Source organism: Streptococcus sp. 5004 (genome assembly GCF_013276755.1).
Classification (GTDB): Bacteria; Bacillota; Bacilli; order Lactobacillales; family Streptococcaceae; genus Streptococcus.
Window position 1 is genome coordinate 34,189 of record NZ_VMLP01000018.1, and the last position, 21,731, is coordinate 55,919.

A 21,731-nucleotide genomic window follows, 5' to 3' on the forward strand; every position below is an offset into this window, starting at 1 on the left:
TTGTTTTATGTCCCCCACTCACTACTCAGCAAGCCATATATCAGACTGTCACAACGGTTCCCTTGGGCATCTTTGCGGTCTCGGATGCGAGCTTCCAGAGTAAAGACAAGTTTCTCTGCGACTCGTTGACTTTGGGTATTGTAACCAAAGCAAGAGAGTTCAATCTTGTGAAGACCCAAATCTTTAAAAGCTAAGTCAATCAAGGCTCGCGCTGCTTCTGGCACATAACCACGACCCCAATAGTCTGGGTGCAGGGTATAGCCAAGCTCTAGCACATCGTCCCCATGGCGATGGTTGAAATCAACAGAACCAATGACTTTATCGGTTCCTTTGACGACAATCCCATAGCCTGCTGGGAGGTTTTCCTTTTGATTGCGTTCGGGAAGGATATGCTCTAGATAGTAAACCTCATCTTCCAAGGTTTTGACTGGAGGAAAGCCTGCTGGATAGGCGACCTCTGGGAGACTAGCGTAGGTATGGATATCCTCAGCATCTGCCACTGTACGAACTCGTAGGACGAGTCGTTCGGTTTCTAATCGTTCTGGTAATTCAGTTCTTGCCATCCTTCTTCCTCGCTTTCTTGATAAAGCTTCCCATGGGATTGACTCGGCTATCTAGATAACGATAAACACGCTGATGGCCGTCCCCCATAAAGTAAGTCGGCGCAAAACGGTCATTTTTAAAATGTCCCTTTTCATCCAAGAGTTCAGGATTAGCCAGTCGGTCAAGAATCTTAGCAAAAATGTGGCAAATACCATCTTCCTCAATAATCCGATCTACCTGACAGTCCAATACGACTGAACAGGCCTCTAAAATCGGTGCCTGAGTCCGTTCAGAAATCTCGTAGTCTAGCCCCAGGTGTTTCAATTTCTCCCGATGACTGATAAAACCAGCCTGCTCCATCTCGAGCATGAGATTTTCATCAGGAATATTCACAGTAAACTTCTGGTAATGCTTGATTTGCTCAGCCGCATTTTCCTCAGCTCCGACACCAATGACTAGCCAATCTCCCAAGCTATAAGAGGAGCTACAGGTCGTAATATTGTGTCCAAAATTCTGATCCTGATATCCCAAAATGAAGATAGGAAAGCCATAGTAGAGTTTACTTGTTTTAAAAGATTGCTTCATAACAACCTCCTTTGACTAAGACGCAAAAGAAAAGCCCTGCCATCTACATGACAGGGACGAATGTATTTATCCGCGGTACCACCCAATTTCGGGCAGTTGCCCGCAACTCTCGTCTTTAAAACAAAAAGACACTTTTATTTCAATTTTTCATCCATTAGCAACTAGTTTTGACACATTTGTGGACTTCTCAGCACCGCCACTTTCTGTAAAATGTGGGATTCAAAACACCTCTAATGGCTCTATTGTAGCAAGATTTTGATGGAAATGCAAGGCACAAGAAAGATTACTTGAACTTGATGCCATTTTCCTTCAATTTCTTGATGGTAGCTGGGCCGATTCCTTTCAAGGCAAGGAGTTCTTTTTCAGTCCAGTTTTTAAAATCTGACGCAGACTTGATGCCTTCATCATAGAAAGTCTTAGCACGATCAAGTGGGAGTCCACCCAAGTTTGCTGCAAAATCTTCTACAGAATTGGCTACTTTTTGAGCTTGCTCTTTGGTAGCTTCTACTGCTTGTTCAACTTTTTTAGAAACAGCCTTACCAGCTTGGCTTGCTGACTGTTCTGCACGTTTTACGACTTTTTTTGTCTCTTCTACAACCTTAGTCACAGTACTTGAAAAAGCACCTGCACGACGGAGGCTATTTCGTAATTGTTTTTTACGATTGAGTTTCTTTGACATGATAAAATCCTTTCAATAAAAAATCCCTGCTCTGACAAGGATTTAATATAAATATTCTATCAAGATTTTAGTAAAAAATCAAGAATCTATCTCGTTTAATAATTTCGCTCACCAAACAATCCATCTGGCAAATCATGGAATCCCTTGCCTGCTTTGAAGTTTTCAAACTTACCGAGCAAGAACTGATAAGCATCCAAGCGGCTTTCGTAGCGAATCATGGCATCTTTGGCACGCTCGTCTTGGTCTTCTTCGTAGACTTTTTGGCTTTCCTTGTGCGCCATGTCGTTGATCATGATTTGGGTATTGACCCAAGCTTCAAATTCCTTCATAAACTCTTGTTCGTAACTCATTTTTTCTCCTTATTCTAATCCACGAAAATAGTCTGTGTCAATCTCACGGTAGGGTTGAATATCCTGAACGTATTCCAGCACACCTTGGAATTCTCCCTCTTCATCGTGCACTGCTGCGTAGGTGATGTGGACAAACTTGCCTCGCGACTCAGACTTAAACCACATCTCATACTTGTCCTTGGTTCCCTCACGAAGACCCTTCATGATAGTCTTGACCTTGTCCAAGTACTTAGGTGGATGGCAAAGTTCAACATTCCGTCCAACTTGGGACGGTGTCCGTTTGAAAATCATCTCATCAGCTGGCGCATTGTCATTGTAATACTGGAAAATATCGTCTTTATTGACAAAGGTAATCTCCATAGGGAGATGATTGAGGATGAGATTGGCCTGCTCGACGGAGAGATAGCCATTGCCAAAAGCCTGTTGACTATGGCGATCTAACACCGCCTCTTTTTCCTTAGGGGTAAAGGTAATGGTGAACTGACCTTCTGGTGTATCGATAACTTGTTGAGTTTGACCCTTTGCCGTGTCTAGTTGCACAGGTTCCTCTGCACTCTTTTCCTCAATAAAGCTTTGACGTTCTGGCACCCATTTTTCAGACGGACGGATGATGGCATAGCCATAAGCATCACTCTCCTCCGCAATCTGAAGCCAGTCATCCTGAGTAAAGGACTCAAGGAGAATCATGAGAAGGATGGACTCTTCCTTGAAAATCATACTTTCAAACTCTGTCGCAAAGGCTTCAAAAACTTCCTTCACACTGCTAATAGGCACTTCTGGTAATGACTTGGCTGTCGTTAGAGCTATTTGAAAGAGTTCTCTAATCTGGTCATCCACTCCCCACATGACCTTAGGAGGTGAATCGTGTCCATAGCGCTCCATGATAGGAAAGAAGAGCTCTTCCTTGCGCTGGTAGTGGATGTCAAATTGTCCCAAAAGCCCCATTTGACGGACCAAACCCTTGCGCATCTCCGCAAGCATTTCTTCATCTTCCACAGACTCATAGGTATCTAACAATCTACGAATGCGAATCAAGGCCGCACGGAGGGCCAGATTTTCTTCCTTAAATACCCGAACTGGGTGACCTGGATGCTCGGTATCCTCTACTTCGACACCTTTAATAGCATTTTTAAAAAGATTAGCATGGACATCACAGAGTTCCATGACATCTTCAAATGTGACGCCCGAGTCCGAGTTCATCAGCTCGTGCTCCATGAGGGAAATCTCTATGGCTGAGACACCCGCAAAGGTCGCATCAAAACGCTCCTGAACCGACTCAGGAGAGACACCATTGTGCAATTCTAACAAAATATCCCGCAGGACATGAATCCGTTCATCTGCCATTAGTCTAATCCAATCACTTCGTAGCCGTTTGCTTCCAGCGTGCGGACAATCTGGTCCATAGGAGTTCCTTCCAGCTTAGACCCCTGCTTAAGCGATACTTTGCGACCAACTGTATTGCGCATTAAGGGATTGGCAAGGGGTTTAAAACCCAGCTCCACTAGAATTTCCAAGACTTCTGGATGCTTGTCCACCACTTCTGCAACGGGAATTGACACATCGATGATATTGTCCATGACGACCTCCATTGTATGTTCTAAAATGATTTTACTGCTTATATTATACCATATGGAAAGAGATTAAAAAACTAGCAGTGTAGTTCCTGCTAGTTCTCTGCAACTTGGATTACCATCTAGATAAGTTTAAAGAGCCAATCCAATATCTTAAATACTATCTTGTAAAACAATAATTGGACTGCAAAAGAGATGATCATCCAAAAGAATTTCAAAATCCCAATAATCGGTTTAATAAAAAGAATGGCAAGAATTGCCCAGAAAAATTTCATTCTTTCTCCTCTGGCTTAATGAGCCACCGAGCCGTATCCATTAACTTATCTGCAATAAAAAGTTTACCTAGACCGACAACGACATGGTCATCTTTCTTTATCGTTCTCATTACTTTCACACCTTGCACGGTCAAAAAGTAATTCCCATAAGTTTTAGCTAGAATTTTTATGAGTCCCATATTACTCTCCTTCGAGGATTTCAGCCTCTTTTCGGATTGTTTCAACATCTTCTTGATATTGAACTTCACTATAGTTGACTAGCTTGGATAATTCTTTCTGCAAGCTTTCCCCCATTGGTTTCATAGTTGCAAAGGTTAAACCACCTGAAATGATACCTCCCAAGATAGGTATGAATTTCCCCATTCCTTTGGCCAGCCCTCCCTTGGTCAGATTCACACCAAATATTTTTAAGACTTTTTTCAAAATAGGGTACCAAAGCGTTTTTGTTAAAGCTTTATTAGGCACTGTTTTCATTACCTGTTTGGCAATTGTTATACCACCAGCACGTAGCAAAGCAGCGGTTCCATTCACCCCCAACATGACGCCTAGATAAAGCAAGAGGGTATTTTGAGCATCTTCACTCAACTCCTCGCGTGAAGCCCAAAGATCCTCATAACCATAAATATAACCTAATTCTTGAGCCAATTTCAGAGAGAAACCATAAAATTGAGCCACATCAGCTGGAATAGTAATCGCCATAGCAATCCCTCCAGGTAATCCTGCCAAAACAGAAGTTCCACTCGCCAATAAAACATTATCCCTAATACAGGCATTAGCCACTCGATCTAAGATTTCTTGAGATAAGAGAGACGTTGGACCTTGTTCTAATAAGGTAGGGATGTCCTGTGGATCCAATTCTTTGGAAAACTTATCTACTAAAAATTTCGAACGATCAACCTTAACAACTGGTAGTTTTACCACTTGTTGTAATACTTGCATAGCTAACTCTTGTTCAGCCATATACAAACTCCTTTTACTTCTGTAAGTTATATTCTACGATAGCATACTCTTTTAAAGTATGTTTCAAATTCCCCTCAAAAATTTTCAAAAAATCCTTAGCAACTTATTTGTTAAAGATTTTTAATAGTCTTTGTAGAGGCAGCTCGAATATTCAACTTCTACCTTTACAACATGATATTCTATCTGTGAACGATAGTCTATTATTGTTTCACCTAAAATGTTCCTTGAATACACACTAACTATGAACTTTCGAGCTTCATCTTATAAATCCATAATTTCTTTTTTCTTTCGATCAAATTCTTCCTGGGATAGTATCCCTGCATCTAAAAGAGATTTTAGTTTTGTAAGGGCTTCGATTTGCTCATCTAATGATAGACTTGGTTTCATGGCTTTTTCATCTAAACCTTGTGCCATATTCATACCAAAAATCATCCCTGCACTATCACCTAGACCATGTTGCTCCACTCCTGATGAAATTTTTTGTTGTGCTGCAATATTAGAAGATTTCTGCGATACATCATCATAAGCTTTTAAATTCATCTTATTTGATGAAAATTGTTTAACCAATTCCTTAGATTCTGGTGAGAACTCAATATTAGCAATGGCAACTTTTACAATCTCAAATCCAAAACGTTCTTTCCAAGTCCCTGCATACTGTCCATCATTTGATACTTGGGTTGCAAGAACTGAAGCTTGTGAGGGTAATTGTGAAATACGATAAGTTGTTGACAAAGAATTAAGTGCAACAATAAAAGATTGAAGAAATTCTGTTACTATTTGTGATCTAGCTTGAGCGCTATCAAAGGTATAATAAGTCACATTGGCAGGAAGAAAGTTTCTGATAAATTGCTTAGCATCTGTAATTTGGATAGAAAATGTTCCAAAAGCACGTACTTCTAAATCTGTCCCATAAAACAAATCATTATACATGACTGGACCGCGAGTCCCAAATTTAATATCACGAATTTCTCTCAAATTAACAAAACAAATCTGTTTTTGCTGATCACTTTGACCCCCGAATCCAACACGATTAACAACATTGTCAAACAGTGACTTTTTCAATCCATCACCGTTAAAAACACTGCTCTCACCATTTTGGTATTCATATCCACCTGGTTCTGTAATAATTTCCTCGATACCAGACTGACTAAAGATAAAGGCAGCAGTATTTTCTGGAATAAAAATCTTGGATCCGTTGGAAATAACACCGACAGATCCCTTCGTATTGACACCCCTACCATTATTATTTTCTTGAATAATACCTGGACTTACAGCTGTATGTTCATCAAAAGCTTGAACTGTGATAATTTCTTTCCACTGATCTGCAAATGTCCCACCAATAGAATCTGTGATGGCTTTTATCAACCCCATTTAATTGCCCCCTTATAAACTCTGCTCCATATCACAATAGGCACATCTAACTGTTTGCTTCACTTGACCTGACAAAGGTGCTCCACAAAAGCTACACTTGGTTGAAATCTTTTCTGGCTCTGCACCCTTAATCCCAAGCCCTGCTTTAAAAGTGTCAAATGTATCCTTAAATGTTTCTGCTAAAACATCTGCTCCAAACAAGCTACTATCTCTCAAGGTTTCAAAATTACTTGTATCACCTGAAATCAATTTAATAATGTTTCTAGCCCACTTGTCAGTATCCTTAGTATTATTAAATGCAAAGATAGCTTGTCCGCCATTATAATAAATTTCCAGCCGTTTCACACCATTGGTTTTGGTTACTGAAACTTGAGGTTTCCCTTCAAAAATTTTAATCTGGTTAATGGGTATGGTAACTTGGTCTTTTTTTCCTCCCCACAAACCTTTTTTGATATATATTAAGTGTAGATTCGTTAAAATTAATTCATCTGTAGACAAACCATTTTTCCCAAAACTCACATGGTCACTATTCATAACCATGTATTCATGTGGCAATAATTGATAATCCATATTGAACTCCACTCTTCCTATTAAAGACTAGCTTTCCACTGCTCCACTTGTTCATGTAGATTATCACGATAATCTTTTAAAATCTTAATCACTTCTTCTTTCCCTTGAATCGGTGCTTTCTTTAGTGGACCATATTGTTTTTTCAAATCTTCCATCTCTTTTTTAGTGCTATCTTTTAGTTCTTGGATAGCAGCACTATCTTCTAAAACAGTCCCTTTAAAGGCTTCATCTGCTTCTGTATAGTAATTATCGATTATTTTCTCATTCATAATCAAGTAATCTTCATAGGTTTTTATAGACTCAATTGTCGTATCGCTAACATCTTGTGGGTTAAAATCGCTTGAACTGAGTTTTTCTTTTGCTTTAGCAAACAACCCTTTCTTCTCAGAACTACTAGATGAAGCTTCTGTTTGATTCTCACTAGAAGAGCTACTTGTTTTTTCAGAAAGAGAACTACAAGCAACTAGAGTAGAAACGGAAAGACATAGCAAAGCTAAACGACAAACTTTTTTTATGTTATTCATTGATAGAATCTCCTTTTATTTATGAAATCATCATATCATATTTCCTAAAAAAAAAAGCATTTTCTGATTAGATAACATTAAAAAATACAGAATCCCTTTTTTAAAAGAATATTTTTCCATTTCAAATTCCACCTATTTTCCCCCACCAAAAAAGAGGGTCTCCCCTCTTCTTTAGTTCTTATCCAGATTGCGTAGCATCTCGTCAATCTTGTTTCCATACTCGATGGACTCGTCTTTGACGAAGGTCAAATCTGGGATTTTGTACAATTTCAAATTGCGACCAAGTTCACGTTTGATGGTACCAGTTGCTTTTTCAAGCCCGATTTGAGCTTTTTGATTATCCGAAGCAAGGTTACTCAAAATGGTGTAGTAAACCTTGGCAACAGACAAGTCCCCCAGCATCTGAACATCTGTGATGGTCACGCCTTGGACACGCGGATCACGGACTTTCTTTTGCAAAATCTCATTGACTTCACGCTTGATTTCCATGCCCACACGATCCGTACGGAAATGATTTGCCATGATATTCCTTTCTCTACTTTGAACCAAAAGCTAGGCCAGCAGACCTAGCTATTTTTATTAGATAGAGGAACTAGAGCCATTTGAATCTAGGAAACAAGCCTTAGATAGAACTGAGGGTTCATCAAGGCGCTGTTGACGACGAGTCAAATCGGCTATCGTTTCTCTATTATCTCTTGATTTCTTCCATGACGTACGCCTCAATCACATCATCCATCTTGATATCATTGTAGCCGTCAATCATCAATCCACCTTCACGACCGTTTGTAACTTCTTTGACGTCGTCTTTGTAGTGTTTCAAGCTAGCAAGTTCACCGTCATAGATAACGACACCGTCACGGATAACACGGACTTTAGAGTCACGGGTAACCTTACCGTTGATAACCATGAATCCACCGATGGTTCCCACTTTAGATACCTTGAAGGTTTCACGAATAACTGCTTCACCGATAACTTTTTCTTCAAATTCTGGATCAAGCATCCCTTTCATGGCTTCTTCCATCTCTTCGATAACCTTATAGATAATGCTGTGGAGACGGATTTCCACATCGTCAGCTTCTGCTTGTTGACGAGCTTGTGGTGTAGGGCGTACGTTGAAACCAACGATAAAGGCATTTGAAGCTTCAGCAAGGGTCACGTCAGATTCATTGATGGCACCAACAGCTGAGTGGACGATGGTCACTTTGACACCTTCCACGTCGATCTTTTGAAGTGAGGCAGAAAGGGCTTCAACAGAACCTTGTACATCAGCCTTGATGATAACGTTAACAGACTTGAGTTCACCAGCTTTAAGCGTATCAAAGAGGTTTTCAAGGCTGACACGTTGGGTAGCTTGACGTTGTTTCATGAGGGCACGTTTGGCACGCTCTTCACCGGCTGCACGCGCAGATTTTTCATCCTCGTAAACAGCAAAGTGGTCACCTGCCATTGGCGCTTCGTTCAAACCTGTAATTGAAACTGGTGTTGATGGCCCTGCAACCTTAACACGACGACCAAGGTCATTGGTCATGGCACGGACACGACCGAAGGTATTTCCGACAACGATTGGGTCTTGAACATTCAAGGTACCTTGTTGAACAAGAAGGGTTGCGACCGCACCTTTTCCTTTATCCAAGCGTGCTTCGATAACTGTACCGATCGCACGAACTGTTGGGTCTGCTTTGAGTTCTTGGATTTCAGCCACAAGAAGGACTGTTTCCAACAATTCTTCGATGTTTTGGTTGAATTTAGCTGAGATTTCAACAAATTCAGAATCTCCACCCCAAGCAGTTGACATAACTCCATGCTCTGCCAATTCACCGATAACGCGTTCTGGGTTGGCACCTGGTTTATCAATCTTGTTGATGGCTACAATAATTGGAACATTCGCTGCTTTTGAGTGGTTGATAGCTTCAATTGTCTGAGGCATAACCCCGTCATCTGCCGCTACGACCAAAATAGTAATATCGGTAACAGAAGCACCACGCGCACGCATCGATGTAAAGGCCGCGTGTCCTGGTGTATCAAGGAAGGTAATCTTCTTGCCATTTTCCACGATTTGGTAGGCACCGATATGCTGAGTGATACCACCTGCTTCACCTGTCGCAACACGAGAGTTACGAAGGGTATCTAGGAGTGTTGTTTTACCGTGGTCAACGTGTCCCATGATAGTTACAACTGGTGGACGCTCAACCAATTCATCTTCATTGAGATAACCATCTTCGACAAAGAAACGTTCGATATCGGCATTATCCACTTCAACCTTTTGTTTGGCTTCGATACCGTAATCCACCATGAGGAGTTCGATAGTTTCTCCATCCAAGGATTGGTTTTGTGTGGCCATGACACCCATCATGAAAAGTTTCTTAACGATTTCAGCTGGTTCACGTTTGATACGTTTTGCGATTTCCGCAACGGTCATACCATCTGTATATTCAAATTCTGTTGGCAATTCATGGAACTTACGCTCTGTAACAGGTTTTGGAGTCTGATTACGGTTGTTCTTATTATTGCCTTTTTTGTTCTTTTTGTTGTTATTCCAGTTACTATTCTTTTGATTTCTCACTTGATTTTGACTACTTCGATTCTTTTGTTGTTTTCTAGGACCATCTTCTTCGTGATCATAATCGTCACGATTTTTGTCTGGTCGAGCTTGTTTTTTACGACGTGTATCCACTGCAGGTTCTTTTTTCTCAGGGACGACTTCAACCACTGCTTGAACTTGCTGTGCTTGTTGCGCTTGTTCAGCTAACTTAGCAGCTTCTTCAAAGATTTCCTCTGGTTCCTTACGTTTGTTAGCTTGAGCCAAGGCTTCTTTAGCAGCCTGATACTGCTTGAAGCGTTCCTCGCTTGAACGTGCGTACTCTGCATTTTGCTCTGCTTTTAGGGCTGCTGCACGGGCTTTAAAGTCAACACGTGGAGCCGCTTGATTTGGACGTTTGTCCCCTTGTTGACGGCGCTCATTTCCACGATTTTGCTGACCTTGCTGTTTCTTAGCTTGGTCATTAAAGCGACGATTATCGCGGTTGCCTTGACCTTGTTTTCCACCATTGCGGCCGTCGTTTTTCTGACGGTTTCCGTTTTGTTGTTGGTCACGGTTATTGCCCTTATTTTGCTTGCGTCGCTCTGCCTGCTCTTTAGCACGTGCTTCACGCTCAGCCTTGAAATTACGACTTTGCGGTTTAGCCGCTACTTTTTCTGTTTTCGGAGCGACTGGCTCAGCTGGTTTTGCCTCTTCCTTGGCTACAGCTGGTTTTACTGGTTCAGACTTTTCGACTTTCTTTTCTGCACTTGCTTTTGGGGCTGCAGGTTTTGCCTCTTCCTTAGCTACAGCTGGTTTAGCTGGCTCAGATTTTTCGGCTTTCTTTTCTGCACTTGATTTTTGTTCTGCAGGTTTTGCTTCTGCTTTCGGAGCAACTGCAGGCTTAAAGCTGGCAGCGATTTTTGCAGCGACAGCTTCTTCCACACTTGATGAGTGGCTTTTCACATCCAAGCCCAACTCTTTTGCACGCGCTACAACTTCTTTGCTTTCTTTTCCAAGCTCTTTTGCGATTTCGTACAATCTTTTCTTAGACAAATCATGTCCTCCTCTTCTATTCCATAAGAGACCTCATTTTCTTTGTAAATCCAGCATCTGTTACAGCCAAAACCTTTCTCGATTTTCCGACTGCTATGCTTAATTCCAGTGTTGAAAACACGGTTACAATTTCTACTTGATAATAATGACTTTTATCTTGAATCTTCTTGGTCAGATTGGGTCCAGCATCATGGGCTAGAAAGACCAACTTGGCCTTGCCGTCTTGAACAGCCTTGACCACCAATTCTTCACCCGATATAATCCGCCCTGCTCGCTGAGCAAGTCCCAAGAGATTGCTTATCTTTTGCTTATTCAAGTCCTAACTCTCTTCTTTTCACTTTGTGATCCACATAAGCGATCAACTCATCATAAAAGCTTTCATCCACTTCCATGCTAAAGCTGCGGTTAAAGACCTTCTTCTTTTTCGCCTCTAGGGCTTCTGCATTGTCTAGCTTGATATAAGCGCCGCGGCCATTAGCCTTGCCTGTCGGATCGATAAAGACTTGTCCTTCCTTGTTCTTGACAATGCGGAGCAAATCTCGCTTATCAATCACTTCATTAGACACAACAGACTTGCGCAAAGGGATTTTTCTCGTTTTCATCTTTCCCTCCTCTAGCAGCTTTTATTCTTCTACAGTATCGTTTTCTGCTTCCAAATCTACCGAACCAGCTTCTTCCATGGCTTCAAATTCGCTAGCAGACTTGATATCGATACGGTAACCAGTCAAGTGAGCTGCCAAGCGAACGTTTTGCCCACGACGACCGATAGCAAGAGAAAGCTTGTTATCAGGAACAACCACCAAGGCACGTTTGCTGTCGTTTTCATCAAAGATAACTTGGTCAACCTCAGCAGGAGCGATGGCATTGTAGATAAATTCAGCTGGATCTGCTACCCACTCGATAACATCGATATTTTCTTCGATTGGTACCATGCGGTCATTTTTAGAATCGTAACGAGCTGGGTGGAATTTGCTAGTAATCTTCTTGATATTAGCACCACCGCGTCCAACGATTGTACCGATAGCGTCTACGTTTGGATTATGGCTACGAACTGCAACCTTCGTACGGTCACCAGCTTCACGAGCCACACTCATGATTTCAACAGTTCCGTCATAAACTTCTGGAATTTCTTGCTCCATCAAGCGTTTGATCATTTCTGGATGGCTACGGCTAACAAAGACGTTGACACCGCGAGGGTTGTCTTCAACCTTGTAGACATACACTTCAATACGATCATGAGAAGCAAAAACTTCACCAGGGATTTGGTCTTGTTTTGACAATTGGGCTTCGATGCTGCCAAGGTTGACATAAATGAAGCGGTTGTCAAAGCGTTCTACTGTACCAGACATGATTTCTTGCTCATGTTCTTTGTAAGTATTGTAAGTGATGGCACGTGTTTGCTTGCGCATTTTTTCCATGATGGTTTGTTTGGCAGATTGGGCTGCTACACGACCAAACTCAGCAGGCGCTTCTTCAAACTTAATCTTATCACCAAGCTCATAGGCTGAATTGATAGCAAGAGCATCTTTCAAGCTGATTTCCAAACGGCTATCAAATACTTCATCAACTACTTCACGGACAGTATAAACTGTAAAGTCACCTGTTTTTTCGTTGAAGTCAATAGCTACACTGTCTGATTGACCATAGCGTCTGCGATAAGCGGAACGAAGCGACTCTACTACTGCGTCGATGATGTCTTCTTTTTTGATTCCCTTGTCTTCTTCCAAAATGCGGAAGGCCTCTAGCATTTCTTTACTCATGTTTTCTTCACTTTTGAATTCTCAAAAGCTATCCTTTCTTTTTCTATAATTTTACTGCTAAACGTGCTTTTGATACTAAACTGTATGGAATTTGGACAGTTTTCTTACGTGTCTTGTCCATATATTCCATAGTCAACTCATCCTCTTCAAAGGCCAACAAGGTTCCTTCAAAGACCTTTTGCTTATCAATGGCTTGGTAGAGCCCGACATGGATGTATTTCCCAACCGCTCCAGCAACGGCATCCTTGGTTTTTAAAGGACGTTCCAAGCCTGGACTGGTGATTTCTAGGAAATATTGTTCTGGGAAGGGATCTGGCTTGATGGTGTCTAGGACAGGACTGATCATTTCTGTCAAGTCTGCCGTGTCGTTCAAGGTAATTCCTTCAGGTTTATCTACAAAAATACTGAGAATCATGTCACTGCCAATCTTTCCATACTCGATATCCACGAGTTCGAAAGGAGCTTCTATGACAGGTTCTACAACTTCTCTGACTAATTCTACGATTGTTGCGATTGCGTCCACCTCCTCATAAGCAAGAGGCGAAGATATTTCCCCGCCTCACTTTCTCATATTCTTACTCTTAGTATAGCACATTTGCTAACTTATGTAAAGCAAAAGCACTTGTACAGCCTGATTTCAGGCTATTTCTTAAAATTCTGCCTCAACTCGGTAGATAACTTGCCCCTTGTTGGAGAATTTTTGCTCGTATTCCGTCATGACATTGCCTTCAAAATCGCTGGCATGTAAATCAAGCCAGACACCATTGAGCTTCATGCCATACTGAGAAAAGCTCACTAGGCTGTACTCAAACAAGCCACGGTTATCCGTCTTGAAATGAATTTCTCCATTTTCAGGCAAGATACGTTTGAAGGTATCCAAGAAGGTCTTGTAGGTCAAACGACGCTTTTCATGGCGTTTTTTAGGCCAAGGATCTGAAAAGTTCAGATACAAGCGATCAATCTCACCGTCTTCAAAATAGTCAGTCAAGTCAGAACCATCTACCCACAAGAGCTTGATATTCGGTACTCCAACTTCAAGCACCTTGTCCAAAGCGTAGCTCAAAACAGACTTTTGAATGTCAATCCCGATATAGTTGATGTCCGGGTTTTGCTTTGCCATCCCTGAAACAAAGGCACCCTTTCCACTTCCTACTTCCACATGAATGGGATTATCATTTCCAAACAAGTCCCGCCATTTTCCCTTAGCTTCTAGGGGATTGAGGATCACATACTGGGGATTTGCCTCTAGTAATTCTGTGGCCCCTTTACGATTTCTAACTCTCATCTTCTCTTTCCATACTTGTCTCGGAAGTGACGCAAGCCATGAATCTCCCGATTGACATTTTCTAAATCTTGGTTCATATAATACTTGGAAATCTGGCTCAAGTAAGACAATTGACCGTACCAATACAATTTACTTAATACCGTCTGATTGTACTTGTAACCGTAGTAGGTCAACCATTCCTTCCACTGATGTTCTGGAATATAATGGCAGAGCATATGGGCCACATCAAACATGCGGTCGGTCAAGCGAACCGAATCCCAATCTACCAAATAAATCAAGCCACTATCTGTCTCAATCCAATTACTATGTCGTACATCTCCATGGACAATGGTCGCATAGTCCTCTCTAAATCCTGGAATAGTCTGACGTAAATCAGCCATCACTTCACTGATAAAATGATTTTTACGCAAAGCATCTGGAGCCGTTTCTTGCCAAGACTGTAGTAAATCTACAGGTGTTTCCATGGCATAGCCCAAACGACTCAACTGTGTCATCAACGGACGTGAGCGATGAAGACGGGTTAAAATATTGACGATTTGCTTACGATTCATATCATAGGGGGTCAATATCTTGCCTGTCAACCATTCTTGAGCACACATATCACGCCCATCTGCCAAACGGCGACTCCATAATAATTGTGGAGCAATTTGTTCTCTAGCTAGACCAGGTAGGATTGGAGAGGTGTTCATTTTTACAAAGATGCGCTTCCCATCAGGATAGCTACCCATATAAGCCTTGCCACTTTTCCCAGGTATGGGAGTCAGTGTTAGCTCATTATCACCCAAATCCATTTCTTTCCTCCGTATAAAGTTTCCTTACTATTCTACTAGTTTTTGGTCTATTCGTCAACCGCTCCACGCCCGATTCTCAAAGAAAAGCCTCTGGATTGGCTTGGGTATCATTATAGAAAGAAAAAGGCAAGCACCGTCTTCTGCTTACCTTTCATGATTTCTAGAAATAAGTTAAGAGTGGCAAACTGTTGTAAAACATATGGACTAGAGTAGAAACCCATAGGTTTTGGCTTTTTTTATAAGCAAAGCCCAGTAACAAGCCCCCAAGTAGATAAAAAATAAACGAAGGGACATTAGAAGGACCATGCATGAACGAAAAGAGTGAGGAAGTTAGCACAAGCCCTAACCAAGAATTGTCAAAAACCGCACCTTGAAGAAGTCCTCTGAAAATGAGTTCCTCCTGGATGGGTCCAAAAACTGAGGAAGTCAAAATCAAAGACAGGGAAATTCCTCTGCTGACTTCCGCCAAGTGTTGAACTCCTGCGCCAGAAGAAATAGCGAAGAAATGAATATAAACCAGCGTCTCAAGCACACTTAGAAGAAAGATTGCAATGAAAAGTAAAAGTTGTTTCCTGCTTAACATCCCAAAAGAAATCATTTCAAACTTTCTAGCATAAGCAACACTCAGAGAGGTTACTAGAAGACTTACAATAATCAATGCAGATTCATTTTGAAAAAAATCCCCATGATTAATCGTATAAGGAACTGTAATGACGATTAGTAGTACTAAAAATCCAAAGCACAAGGCATGAAATTTATCAAAAAACTCCATAAAATTATTCTCCTCAAGAAACAAACTTCTCTACACGTCATCCTTTAGTGCTAGTCTTTCCAAAACAAACCATTTGAGTAACCAAAACCCGACCACATAGCCAGCCCCTAAGAATATAGCCATTAAAGATAACATGGGATTTAGGAAATAAAAGACCACCACAGATACAAAGGTTAGCACAAAAACGTTAAAAGCAATGGTGTCAGAAGCCAAGACCAAAATATAAGGTGTCAACCAGTCTAAGGTTTTGGAATCTAGGAAAAATAAGTGTTTATACATGATGACCTCCCCTTGTCAGACTATAGACTAGTTCCATATTAAGAAGAAAGTTCTTCCTCTACTTTTTATAATACTTCAAGCCCCAAATGAGCAGAAGCATGATAAGCAAGCAGAGAATAGCGCCAATATAGGCAATTAATTGTTGATAGAATTCTCCTGCTGTTATACCTCTATACAAACAGATAATAGACATAAAGCCTGTCAAACCGATGAACATAAGTTGATTGGTTCTAGGACTAACCAAATCATCATCTTCAAACTCTCTTATCCTCATCTCCCTAGTGAGGTAAACAGTAACCAAAATCGAAGCCAAGTTAATAACCACTAAGAGAAATTGGAAGACCAAGGAAAAATTTAAAAACTGACGAGATAGAAATAGATAAGTGGAGACAAGCAAGGGCAACTGCCCTAGGAACAATCTCGTAAGGAAGATGTTCCGTTTTTTAGCAAGAAAAGCTTTCATTTCTTTGCTCCTTTCTTTTTCATTAAAGCAAAATAAATCATAAATGCAATCACATAGGCTATGGTATAAAATAGCTGATACCAAGCACTCTCCCTAAGCGGATATAGAAAGATGGACATGATCAGATACAAGATGAAAATGACAAATATTTTTTTCTTCATAAGATTTCCTCCTGAATGTTTGTTGAGTAAGAACCTTTACACTGTTAGTATAGCACTCATTTTGACCTTGGATCACTCAAATCATAAATGGTCATCAAAACATCTTGAATTGTTAAAAAATTTAAAAAGCAAGCATGAAAAACATACTTGCCCTAGGGGAACTTAACAATGTGAAAATACAAAATCGAAAGCTATTCAGCCTTACTTCCGTATGTTTTCATATATTCTCATAATCGCAATAAGGATAGCAGCTGTCCCACTTGCCAAAGCGATAAGGGTAATGATAATGTTGAGGATTTCAGGCGTACTCCCTATTCTGTTGATAAGACGGAGTAGGGATATAACTGTCAACTGAATCAGGAGTATTGATTCTACTCTTACCATTGAAGTAAGTCTGTTTTCAACTGCATATAAAAAGGCTGGCAGCAAAACACAGGCTATAGCAATCACAAACAGGTTGCCCCCTGTTTCTTCTCCCTTGTTCACCACGGAAATCATGAGAAGATTTGATGCTATGATCAACGTAGAACAGATGATAAAAAAGGATTTCTTATTCATATAGGATACCTCATATACTATGGCATTTTAATTGATGACTGCAGGCAGTACTTCTTTCCACAAGTCTTCTAATCATCAACTGACATCGAGTGAACTGTTAAAACCTGACGAAAGACTTGATTTTGGCAGGTGGTATTTAGACTGGTATTAGGATGACTTGCCACAATCTTCATAACGGTATAGAGACCAACTCCTCTCTCCTCCCCTTTAGAACTGGTTCCAAAGGAGAAAATCTCAGAAATGTCTATACCCTCTTCTTTGATGGCATTTTCGATGATAAAGGTCTCCTGTGCCCCATTTTTTAAAAAGGCGATTGAAACATGAGGTTGACTAGCCTCTGCACTGGCTTCAATAGCGTTGTCACAAAGGATAGACACAATGGTTAGAAAATCAAGTAGACTCATCCCCTCTACCTGAATCTCCTCTGGAACTTCTACATTAAAGACAATGTTCTTATCTCTGGCTTTTAAAAACTTTCCTGCTAGGAGACTTTTGAGGGCTTTATCACGAATATTCACCAATCGGCCCAGGTCATATTTATTGTCCTGCAATTTTTCACTAGAATCCTTTAAGACAGAGTCGTAGACCTCTTTTATCTGCTCCATATCCTCCTCTTCAATGCCCAGACGTAAACTGGTCAAGAGGTTGGTGTAGTCATGGCGAAAACTCCGTACTTCCTTGTAAAGTTCCTCTATATGCCGACTATAGCGTTCCATATCTCTGTAGCGCAAGGCCTGTTCTTGGTCCAGTCTCTCATGGAGTTTGTCCTTCAAATAGGTATCCAGCTTCTTGATAATCCCCATAAAAAAGAGTAGGTAAAACACTAGAATCAGATGGCGAACAGTCGTTGATTGAATACCTTGTACATTTTCAAAATAAGACAGACTTTGCATCACTAGATAGTAAGCCCCCATTATCCAGTTAATCTTAGTCAGGGACTTTTGAAAACCTTTATCGAGAATCTCCCTTCTCAAACTAGTAAAATCATAGTCTAACCATTTCAAAAAGGCTAGAGAAATAAAGCAAATGAAAATTTTTATACATAACCAAATAAAAGAGCGGTCATCATACACATGCCCTTGCCCCAAAAATGGAAGCACAAAATAGGAGACTACCCTGAAAAAAAGATTCACCAACATCATTGGAAAGAGACCATAAAAGAAGAGTAGTTTTTTAGGAAGCCCTCTTAACAATAAGAAAGATAAACCAATGCCGTACAAGGGTTCCATAAAATAAGATAGGTAAGTATTTCCTACTATATAGCTAATCGTTACAAAAACAACTGCTAAAAGTAGCTTAAAAAGAAAGGACTTAAAAACTCTCTCCAGAGTTAGAACAATTCCATCCACCTTAAAAAATATAAACAATTCCAATCCAGATATCAAAAACACATATACTATCTTCCAAACTAATTCCATTCCAGCACCTCACTCAATGTAAGTTATTGATAGCCTCAGATACTTCCCTGACCTTATAACGCGCTATCATACAGCTTCCCCCATTGGGAAAGAAAAGGAGTTTTTCTTTCTTATCCAAACGAACTACATTGGCAGGATTGATGAGAAAAGAGCGATGGCACTGCAAGAGACGGGGTTCCTGCTTGAAAACCTCCTCTAAACTCGCTGTAAATTCCAATCTGTCTGTCTTGGTATAGAGAATAACACGATGGGCTCTGGGCGATGTTTCGAGATAGTAAACCTCTTGAAAAGGATACTGAAATTGGGCAAATTTTGATTTAAAGTAAAAGCAATCTTCCGCCAGACTCTTACTATCTTGACTATTGGCATAGAGGAGGGCTGTCTCGATCCGAGACTCAAACTCCTCAGCTGACAAGGCCTTATCAATATAGTCCAAAGCAGACACTTGGTAGCGAAAGGACAGGGGCATAAACTCCGAGTGAGTCGTCACAAAGACAATCAGGGCATAAGGATCCCGATCCCGAATCTTTCTAGCCACTTCCAGACCCTTCATCTCCTCATTTCGAATCTCAATATCCAAAAAGAATAGCTGATGGGCTCCCTTCTCATGCACCTCTGCCAGCAGCTGGTCTGGCTTACCAAAAACTTCAAAAGAGCTGGGAGTGATATGATGCTCCTTCAAGAGTTTCTCAATCGTCGTTTCAATCCTAGTCTGTTGGGAAAAATCATCTTCTAAAACAAATATTCTCATCTTCTTACTCTCCTTGTTTCGATTTCTTCCTAAAAATAGAATAGCAAAAATACTATGATACAAGCCCACCCAATCCTAAACAGGCCTTTAACGCTCCTGAAAGGTATCTTGTTCCTCAAATAAGCATGATAATCTTACCACTATTTTATCATAAAATCTTAACAGTACCATTCAGGAAATTTCAAGAACAATTAAAGATTTGATGGTGAAAAAGGAGATAAAAGTGATAAACTGACAGTATCAAAACACAGTTGCTAGAAACAAGACTGGCACCAAGATTAAAGGAGGAATTCTCATGACAGATACAGACCCTATCAAAAGAGCTCAGACTTTGATTACTGACTTAAACAAAGCCTACCAAGCATGCAAACAGGCAAGCGCTGACGACGTCCGCTTTCAGGAGCAGCTAAACTCTATTCTTGGTTTTCTAGCCAAGTCTGAGACAGTGGATAATCGAGTCTTGATTGAACTGGAAAAATTTTACCAGACTTCCAGCCTTCTCATGGGACTCAGTGCTCTCAATCCAGATGCTCCAACTCGCGCCGCTTGGCGGGCCTATGACCGCTTCCACTTTGACCAAGTCAAGACCAAGTTGAGTCTCTACGGACCAACCATTATCCTGTAGAAAATAAAAGAAGCTGAGACAGACTGAACTCAACTTCTTTTTTAGTGTCATATAGGCAATGTTAGTCCTGCATCTGACGTTTTACCTGATAAGGCAAATACAAGACTAGTAAAACCAAACCAGCTCCCAGTAAGGCTAGAAGGGCCAGTTTTTCTTGGAAGGTAATCAACCCGACAACTAATTCCACCAGTAAAACAAAACTGGTCAACCCTCGGACTACAGCCTGCAAGCCTTTTTCTTTTTGCCCCTTGTCCAGTGGAAAAAGTTGGGTCAAATACTGGTAGTCAAAGGCATGATAGAGGGCCAGTAACTGGAAGAGCAAGAGGTAGTTAAAGAGAACTACCACTGCTGTCGCAATCCAAGCTTGCTCGATAAAGACTTGCGCCAGCAAGGAAAGTAGGAGCAGACGGAGACTGAGCGCAAAGAGGTCTCCATTTCGCAGATAAGAACGCAGATAGAGATTTTGCCAAATCTTCCCAGGCACCTTCTGAACAGCCTTTAGGATAAAGTCCAGATAGGCACGACGCTTGACACTGTTTGAAATTCCCTTGACCTGCGTAAAGAGTGCAAAGAAACGAAGCAAAACTTGCTTACGCTTGCTTTCTTGAGAAATGACATAGTCCCAGTCCAGTCCAGTTTCAGTGAAAAATTTGCTGGCCTTTTGACGAAAGAGGAAATATTTTCCTACCCCCAATAAAAGCACATAGACCAGAAAAAGTGGCAAGCCGTAACCCATCGCCAAAAATAGGGGCGCAAATAAAAGCAAGAAAAGGGTCTGGACAAAGAGCCAAAAAACTAGGGAAATGCCGGTTTGACGCTTAAGATGGAGTTTGATTTCCTCTTCTCCGACTAAGAGAAAGAGCTTGTCTGGAGCCTCCATATAGGTGGCAATTCCTCCCCAAAGCAAAAGTAAAACAGACGTAATTCCTACAAACAGAAGGATAGGCCAACGATTTTCAGGAAAATCTTGCAAGAGTTGACTGTACTGGTAGGCTAAAAAACCTAGCAAGACAAGCAGGAACAAGACAAAGTGGTCATTGAGAACATAGCGCAGATAACCGACACACTCCTTACGAAAAGCCTGCTTTCTCTTTAAAAACAAGTCTTTCATAGCTCCTCCTCTTTGGTCAGAGCCAAGTAAATATCATTCAAACTAGCCTCAGGCATGTTAAAGGCTTCGCGCAGTTGCAGGAGATTTCCCTTGGCACGCACCTCTCCCTTGTGAAGAATAACAAAGGCATCACACATCTTCTCAGCCGAATCCAGCACGTGGGTACTCATGAGAATAGACTTGCCTTTTTGCTTTTCCACTTCCAAAAGCTGAATCAAGTCCGCAATAGCCAGCGGATCAAGACCAAGGAAAGGCTCATCCACGATAAAAAGACTCGGATCCACCACAAAAGCACAAATAATCATGACCTTTTGCTTCATCCCTTTTGAAAAATGAACAGGAAACCAGTCTAATTTCTGGTCCAGACGGAACATTTTTAACAAGGGCTCTACTCGCTCAAAAGCCACTTTCTGCTCAATACTATAAGCCATGGCAACCGTTTCGATATGCTCTCTGAGAGTCAATTCCTCATACAGACTAGGCGTCTCAGGAATGTAGCCAATTTGCTTGCGGTAGCTCGTTGCATCTTCTTGCAGGGTCAAGCCATTGATATTGATAGAACCACTATAAGGTGTCAACAGACCGATAATCTCATTGATTGTCGTCGATTTACCAGCACCATTGAGACCAATCAAACCGACCAACTGTCCACTTTCAGCGGTAAAGGACACATCTTTCAAGACAGGGACATGGACATAGCCACCTGTCAGGTTTTTAATTTCTAACATATTTTCTCCAAATCTGGTATAATGTAG

30 protein-coding genes are annotated in these 21,731 nt (G+C 41.1%); 1 reads left to right on the forward strand and 29 read right to left on the reverse strand.

Features of this window, described 5'->3' with window-relative positions:
• Positions 1–5: 5 nt before the first annotated feature.
• The 27 genes from HT685_RS06400 to HT685_RS06530 form a co-directional block, all read right to left on the reverse strand.
• On the reverse strand, positions 6–563 hold the full coding sequence (locus HT685_RS06400; RefSeq protein ID WP_173226135.1) for a GNAT family protein: 558 nt from the start codon (positions 561–563) through the stop codon (positions 6–8).
• The gene (locus HT685_RS06405; RefSeq protein ID WP_173226133.1) at positions 550–1,128 is read right to left on the reverse strand and encodes a flavin reductase family protein; all 579 of its coding nucleotides are present in this window, start codon (positions 1,126–1,128) and stop codon (positions 550–552) included. The genes HT685_RS06400 and HT685_RS06405 overlap by 14 nt, the downstream gene beginning before the upstream one ends.
• 283 nt (positions 1,129–1,411) lie before the next feature.
• Complete coding sequence (locus tag HT685_RS06410; RefSeq protein WP_000038635.1) at positions 1,412–1,807, reverse strand: helix-hairpin-helix domain-containing protein; 396 nt, start codon at positions 1,805–1,807, stop codon at positions 1,412–1,414.
• A gap of 95 nt (positions 1,808–1,902) precedes the next feature.
• Positions 1,903–2,157 carry a DUF1912 family protein gene (locus tag HT685_RS06415; RefSeq protein ID WP_000119706.1) on the reverse strand — a complete coding sequence of 85 codons (255 nt, stop codon included), beginning with the start codon at positions 2,155–2,157 and terminating at the stop codon, positions 1,903–1,905.
• Positions 2,158–2,166: 9 nt separating this feature from the next.
• Positions 2,167–3,501: a DUF438 domain-containing protein gene (locus HT685_RS06420; protein ID WP_173278984.1), complete on the reverse strand. Its 1,335-nt coding sequence runs from the start codon at positions 3,499–3,501 to the stop codon at positions 2,167–2,169.
• A complete protein-coding gene (locus tag HT685_RS06425; protein ID WP_173226129.1) occupies positions 3,501–3,734 on the reverse strand; it encodes a DUF1858 domain-containing protein in 234 nt (77 codons plus the stop codon). Before HT685_RS06425 ends, HT685_RS06420 begins: the two co-directional genes overlap by 1 nt.
• Positions 3,735–3,850: 116 nt before the next feature.
• Positions 3,851–4,003: a hypothetical protein gene (locus HT685_RS06430; protein ID WP_024058070.1), complete on the reverse strand. Its 153-nt coding sequence runs from the start codon at positions 4,001–4,003 to the stop codon at positions 3,851–3,853.
• Positions 4,000–4,182 carry a hypothetical protein gene (locus HT685_RS06435; RefSeq protein ID WP_173226127.1) on the reverse strand — a complete coding sequence of 61 codons (183 nt, stop codon included), beginning with the start codon at positions 4,180–4,182 and terminating at the stop codon, positions 4,000–4,002. The genes HT685_RS06430 and HT685_RS06435 overlap by 4 nt, the downstream gene beginning before the upstream one ends.
• A 1-nt stretch (position 4,183) precedes the next feature.
• A complete protein-coding gene (locus HT685_RS06440; protein ID WP_173226125.1) occupies positions 4,184–4,963 on the reverse strand; it encodes a hypothetical protein in 780 nt (259 codons plus the stop codon).
• A gap of 261 nt (positions 4,964–5,224) precedes the next feature.
• Positions 5,225–6,334 carry an SPFH domain-containing protein gene (locus tag HT685_RS06445; RefSeq protein WP_173226123.1) on the reverse strand — a complete coding sequence of 370 codons (1,110 nt, stop codon included), beginning with the start codon at positions 6,332–6,334 and terminating at the stop codon, positions 5,225–5,227.
• 12 nt (positions 6,335–6,346) lie between these two features.
• Entirely contained in the window at positions 6,347–6,904 is a 558-nt protein-coding gene (locus HT685_RS06450; protein ID WP_173226121.1) for a hypothetical protein, read from the reverse strand.
• 20 nt (positions 6,905–6,924) lie between these two features.
• The gene (locus HT685_RS06455; RefSeq protein WP_173251402.1) at positions 6,925–7,428 is read right to left on the reverse strand and encodes a hypothetical protein; all 504 of its coding nucleotides are present in this window, start codon (positions 7,426–7,428) and stop codon (positions 6,925–6,927) included.
• Between the two features lie 171 nt (positions 7,429–7,599).
• On the reverse strand, positions 7,600–7,950 hold the full coding sequence (gene rbfA, locus HT685_RS06460; protein WP_001273601.1) for a 30S ribosome-binding factor RbfA: 351 nt from the start codon (positions 7,948–7,950) through the stop codon (positions 7,600–7,602).
• 166 nt (positions 7,951–8,116) lie between these two features.
• Positions 8,117–11,002 (reverse strand): translation initiation factor IF-2, encoded by a 2,886-nt coding sequence (infB, locus tag HT685_RS06465; protein ID WP_173226117.1) that lies wholly within the window; start codon positions 11,000–11,002, stop codon positions 8,117–8,119.
• Between the two features lie 16 nt (positions 11,003–11,018).
• The gene (locus HT685_RS06470; protein WP_172931527.1) at positions 11,019–11,318 is read right to left on the reverse strand and encodes a YlxQ-related RNA-binding protein; all 300 of its coding nucleotides are present in this window, start codon (positions 11,316–11,318) and stop codon (positions 11,019–11,021) included.
• The gene (locus tag HT685_RS06475; protein ID WP_000857561.1) at positions 11,311–11,604 is read right to left on the reverse strand and encodes a YlxR family protein; all 294 of its coding nucleotides are present in this window, start codon (positions 11,602–11,604) and stop codon (positions 11,311–11,313) included. Before HT685_RS06475 ends, HT685_RS06470 begins: the two co-directional genes overlap by 8 nt.
• Before the next feature lie 21 nt (positions 11,605–11,625).
• The gene (gene nusA, locus HT685_RS06480) at positions 11,626–12,762 is read right to left on the reverse strand and encodes a transcription termination factor NusA (RefSeq protein ID WP_173226115.1); all 1,137 of its coding nucleotides are present in this window, start codon (positions 12,760–12,762) and stop codon (positions 11,626–11,628) included.
• 43 nt (positions 12,763–12,805) lie between these two features.
• On the reverse strand, positions 12,806–13,285 hold the full coding sequence (gene rimP / locus HT685_RS06485; RefSeq protein ID WP_001808916.1) for a ribosome maturation factor RimP: 480 nt from the start codon (positions 13,283–13,285) through the stop codon (positions 12,806–12,808).
• Positions 13,286–13,411: 126 nt separating this feature from the next.
• On the reverse strand, positions 13,412–14,047 hold the full coding sequence (gene trmB, locus HT685_RS06490) for a tRNA (guanosine(46)-N7)-methyltransferase TrmB (protein WP_016399197.1): 636 nt from the start codon (positions 14,045–14,047) through the stop codon (positions 13,412–13,414).
• Positions 14,044–14,838 carry a phosphotransferase family protein gene (locus tag HT685_RS06495; RefSeq protein WP_000363006.1) on the reverse strand — a complete coding sequence of 265 codons (795 nt, stop codon included), beginning with the start codon at positions 14,836–14,838 and terminating at the stop codon, positions 14,044–14,046. The genes trmB and HT685_RS06495 overlap by 4 nt, the downstream gene beginning before the upstream one ends.
• Before the next feature lie 160 nt (positions 14,839–14,998).
• Entirely contained in the window at positions 14,999–15,610 is a 612-nt protein-coding gene (locus HT685_RS06500; RefSeq protein ID WP_173226113.1) for a type II CAAX endopeptidase family protein, read from the reverse strand.
• Between the two features lie 30 nt (positions 15,611–15,640).
• Complete coding sequence (blpZ, locus tag HT685_RS06505) at positions 15,641–15,889, reverse strand: immunity protein BlpZ (protein WP_049524266.1); 249 nt, start codon at positions 15,887–15,889, stop codon at positions 15,641–15,643.
• 58 nt (positions 15,890–15,947) lie between these two features.
• The gene (locus HT685_RS06510) at positions 15,948–16,352 is read right to left on the reverse strand and encodes an immunity protein (protein ID WP_173226111.1); all 405 of its coding nucleotides are present in this window, start codon (positions 16,350–16,352) and stop codon (positions 15,948–15,950) included.
• Positions 16,349–16,513 (reverse strand): hypothetical protein, encoded by a 165-nt coding sequence (locus HT685_RS06515; RefSeq protein ID WP_173226109.1) that lies wholly within the window; start codon positions 16,511–16,513, stop codon positions 16,349–16,351. Before HT685_RS06515 ends, HT685_RS06510 begins: the two co-directional genes overlap by 4 nt.
• Before the next feature lie 201 nt (positions 16,514–16,714).
• On the reverse strand, positions 16,715–17,071 hold the full coding sequence (locus tag HT685_RS06520) for a hypothetical protein (protein ID WP_049524265.1): 357 nt from the start codon (positions 17,069–17,071) through the stop codon (positions 16,715–16,717).
• Positions 17,072–17,139: 68 nt separating this feature from the next.
• The gene (locus tag HT685_RS06525; RefSeq protein ID WP_173226107.1) at positions 17,140–18,489 is read right to left on the reverse strand and encodes a sensor histidine kinase; all 1,350 of its coding nucleotides are present in this window, start codon (positions 18,487–18,489) and stop codon (positions 17,140–17,142) included.
• 13 nt (positions 18,490–18,502) lie between these two features.
• Complete coding sequence (locus HT685_RS06530; protein ID WP_173226104.1) at positions 18,503–19,240, reverse strand: response regulator transcription factor; 738 nt, start codon at positions 19,238–19,240, stop codon at positions 18,503–18,505.
• Between the two features lie 295 nt (positions 19,241–19,535).
• On the opposite strand from HT685_RS06530, the gene HT685_RS06535 reads away from it, so the two are divergent.
• Positions 19,536–19,865, forward strand: coding sequence for a helicase BlpT (locus tag HT685_RS06535; protein WP_173219777.1), 330 nt, complete (start codon positions 19,536–19,538; stop codon positions 19,863–19,865).
• Positions 19,866–19,926: 61 nt separating this feature from the next.
• Here the strand turns inward: HT685_RS06535 and HT685_RS06540 are convergent, their stop codons facing one another.
• Together HT685_RS06540 and HT685_RS06545 are read right to left on the reverse strand one after the other, a co-directional pair.
• A complete protein-coding gene (locus HT685_RS06540; protein ID WP_173251404.1) occupies positions 19,927–20,976 on the reverse strand; it encodes an ABC transporter permease in 1,050 nt (349 codons plus the stop codon).
• The gene (locus HT685_RS06545) at positions 20,973–21,704 is read right to left on the reverse strand and encodes an ABC transporter ATP-binding protein (protein WP_173278985.1); all 732 of its coding nucleotides are present in this window, start codon (positions 21,702–21,704) and stop codon (positions 20,973–20,975) included. The genes HT685_RS06540 and HT685_RS06545 overlap by 4 nt, the downstream gene beginning before the upstream one ends.
• Between the last annotated feature and the right edge of the window lie 27 nt (positions 21,705–21,731).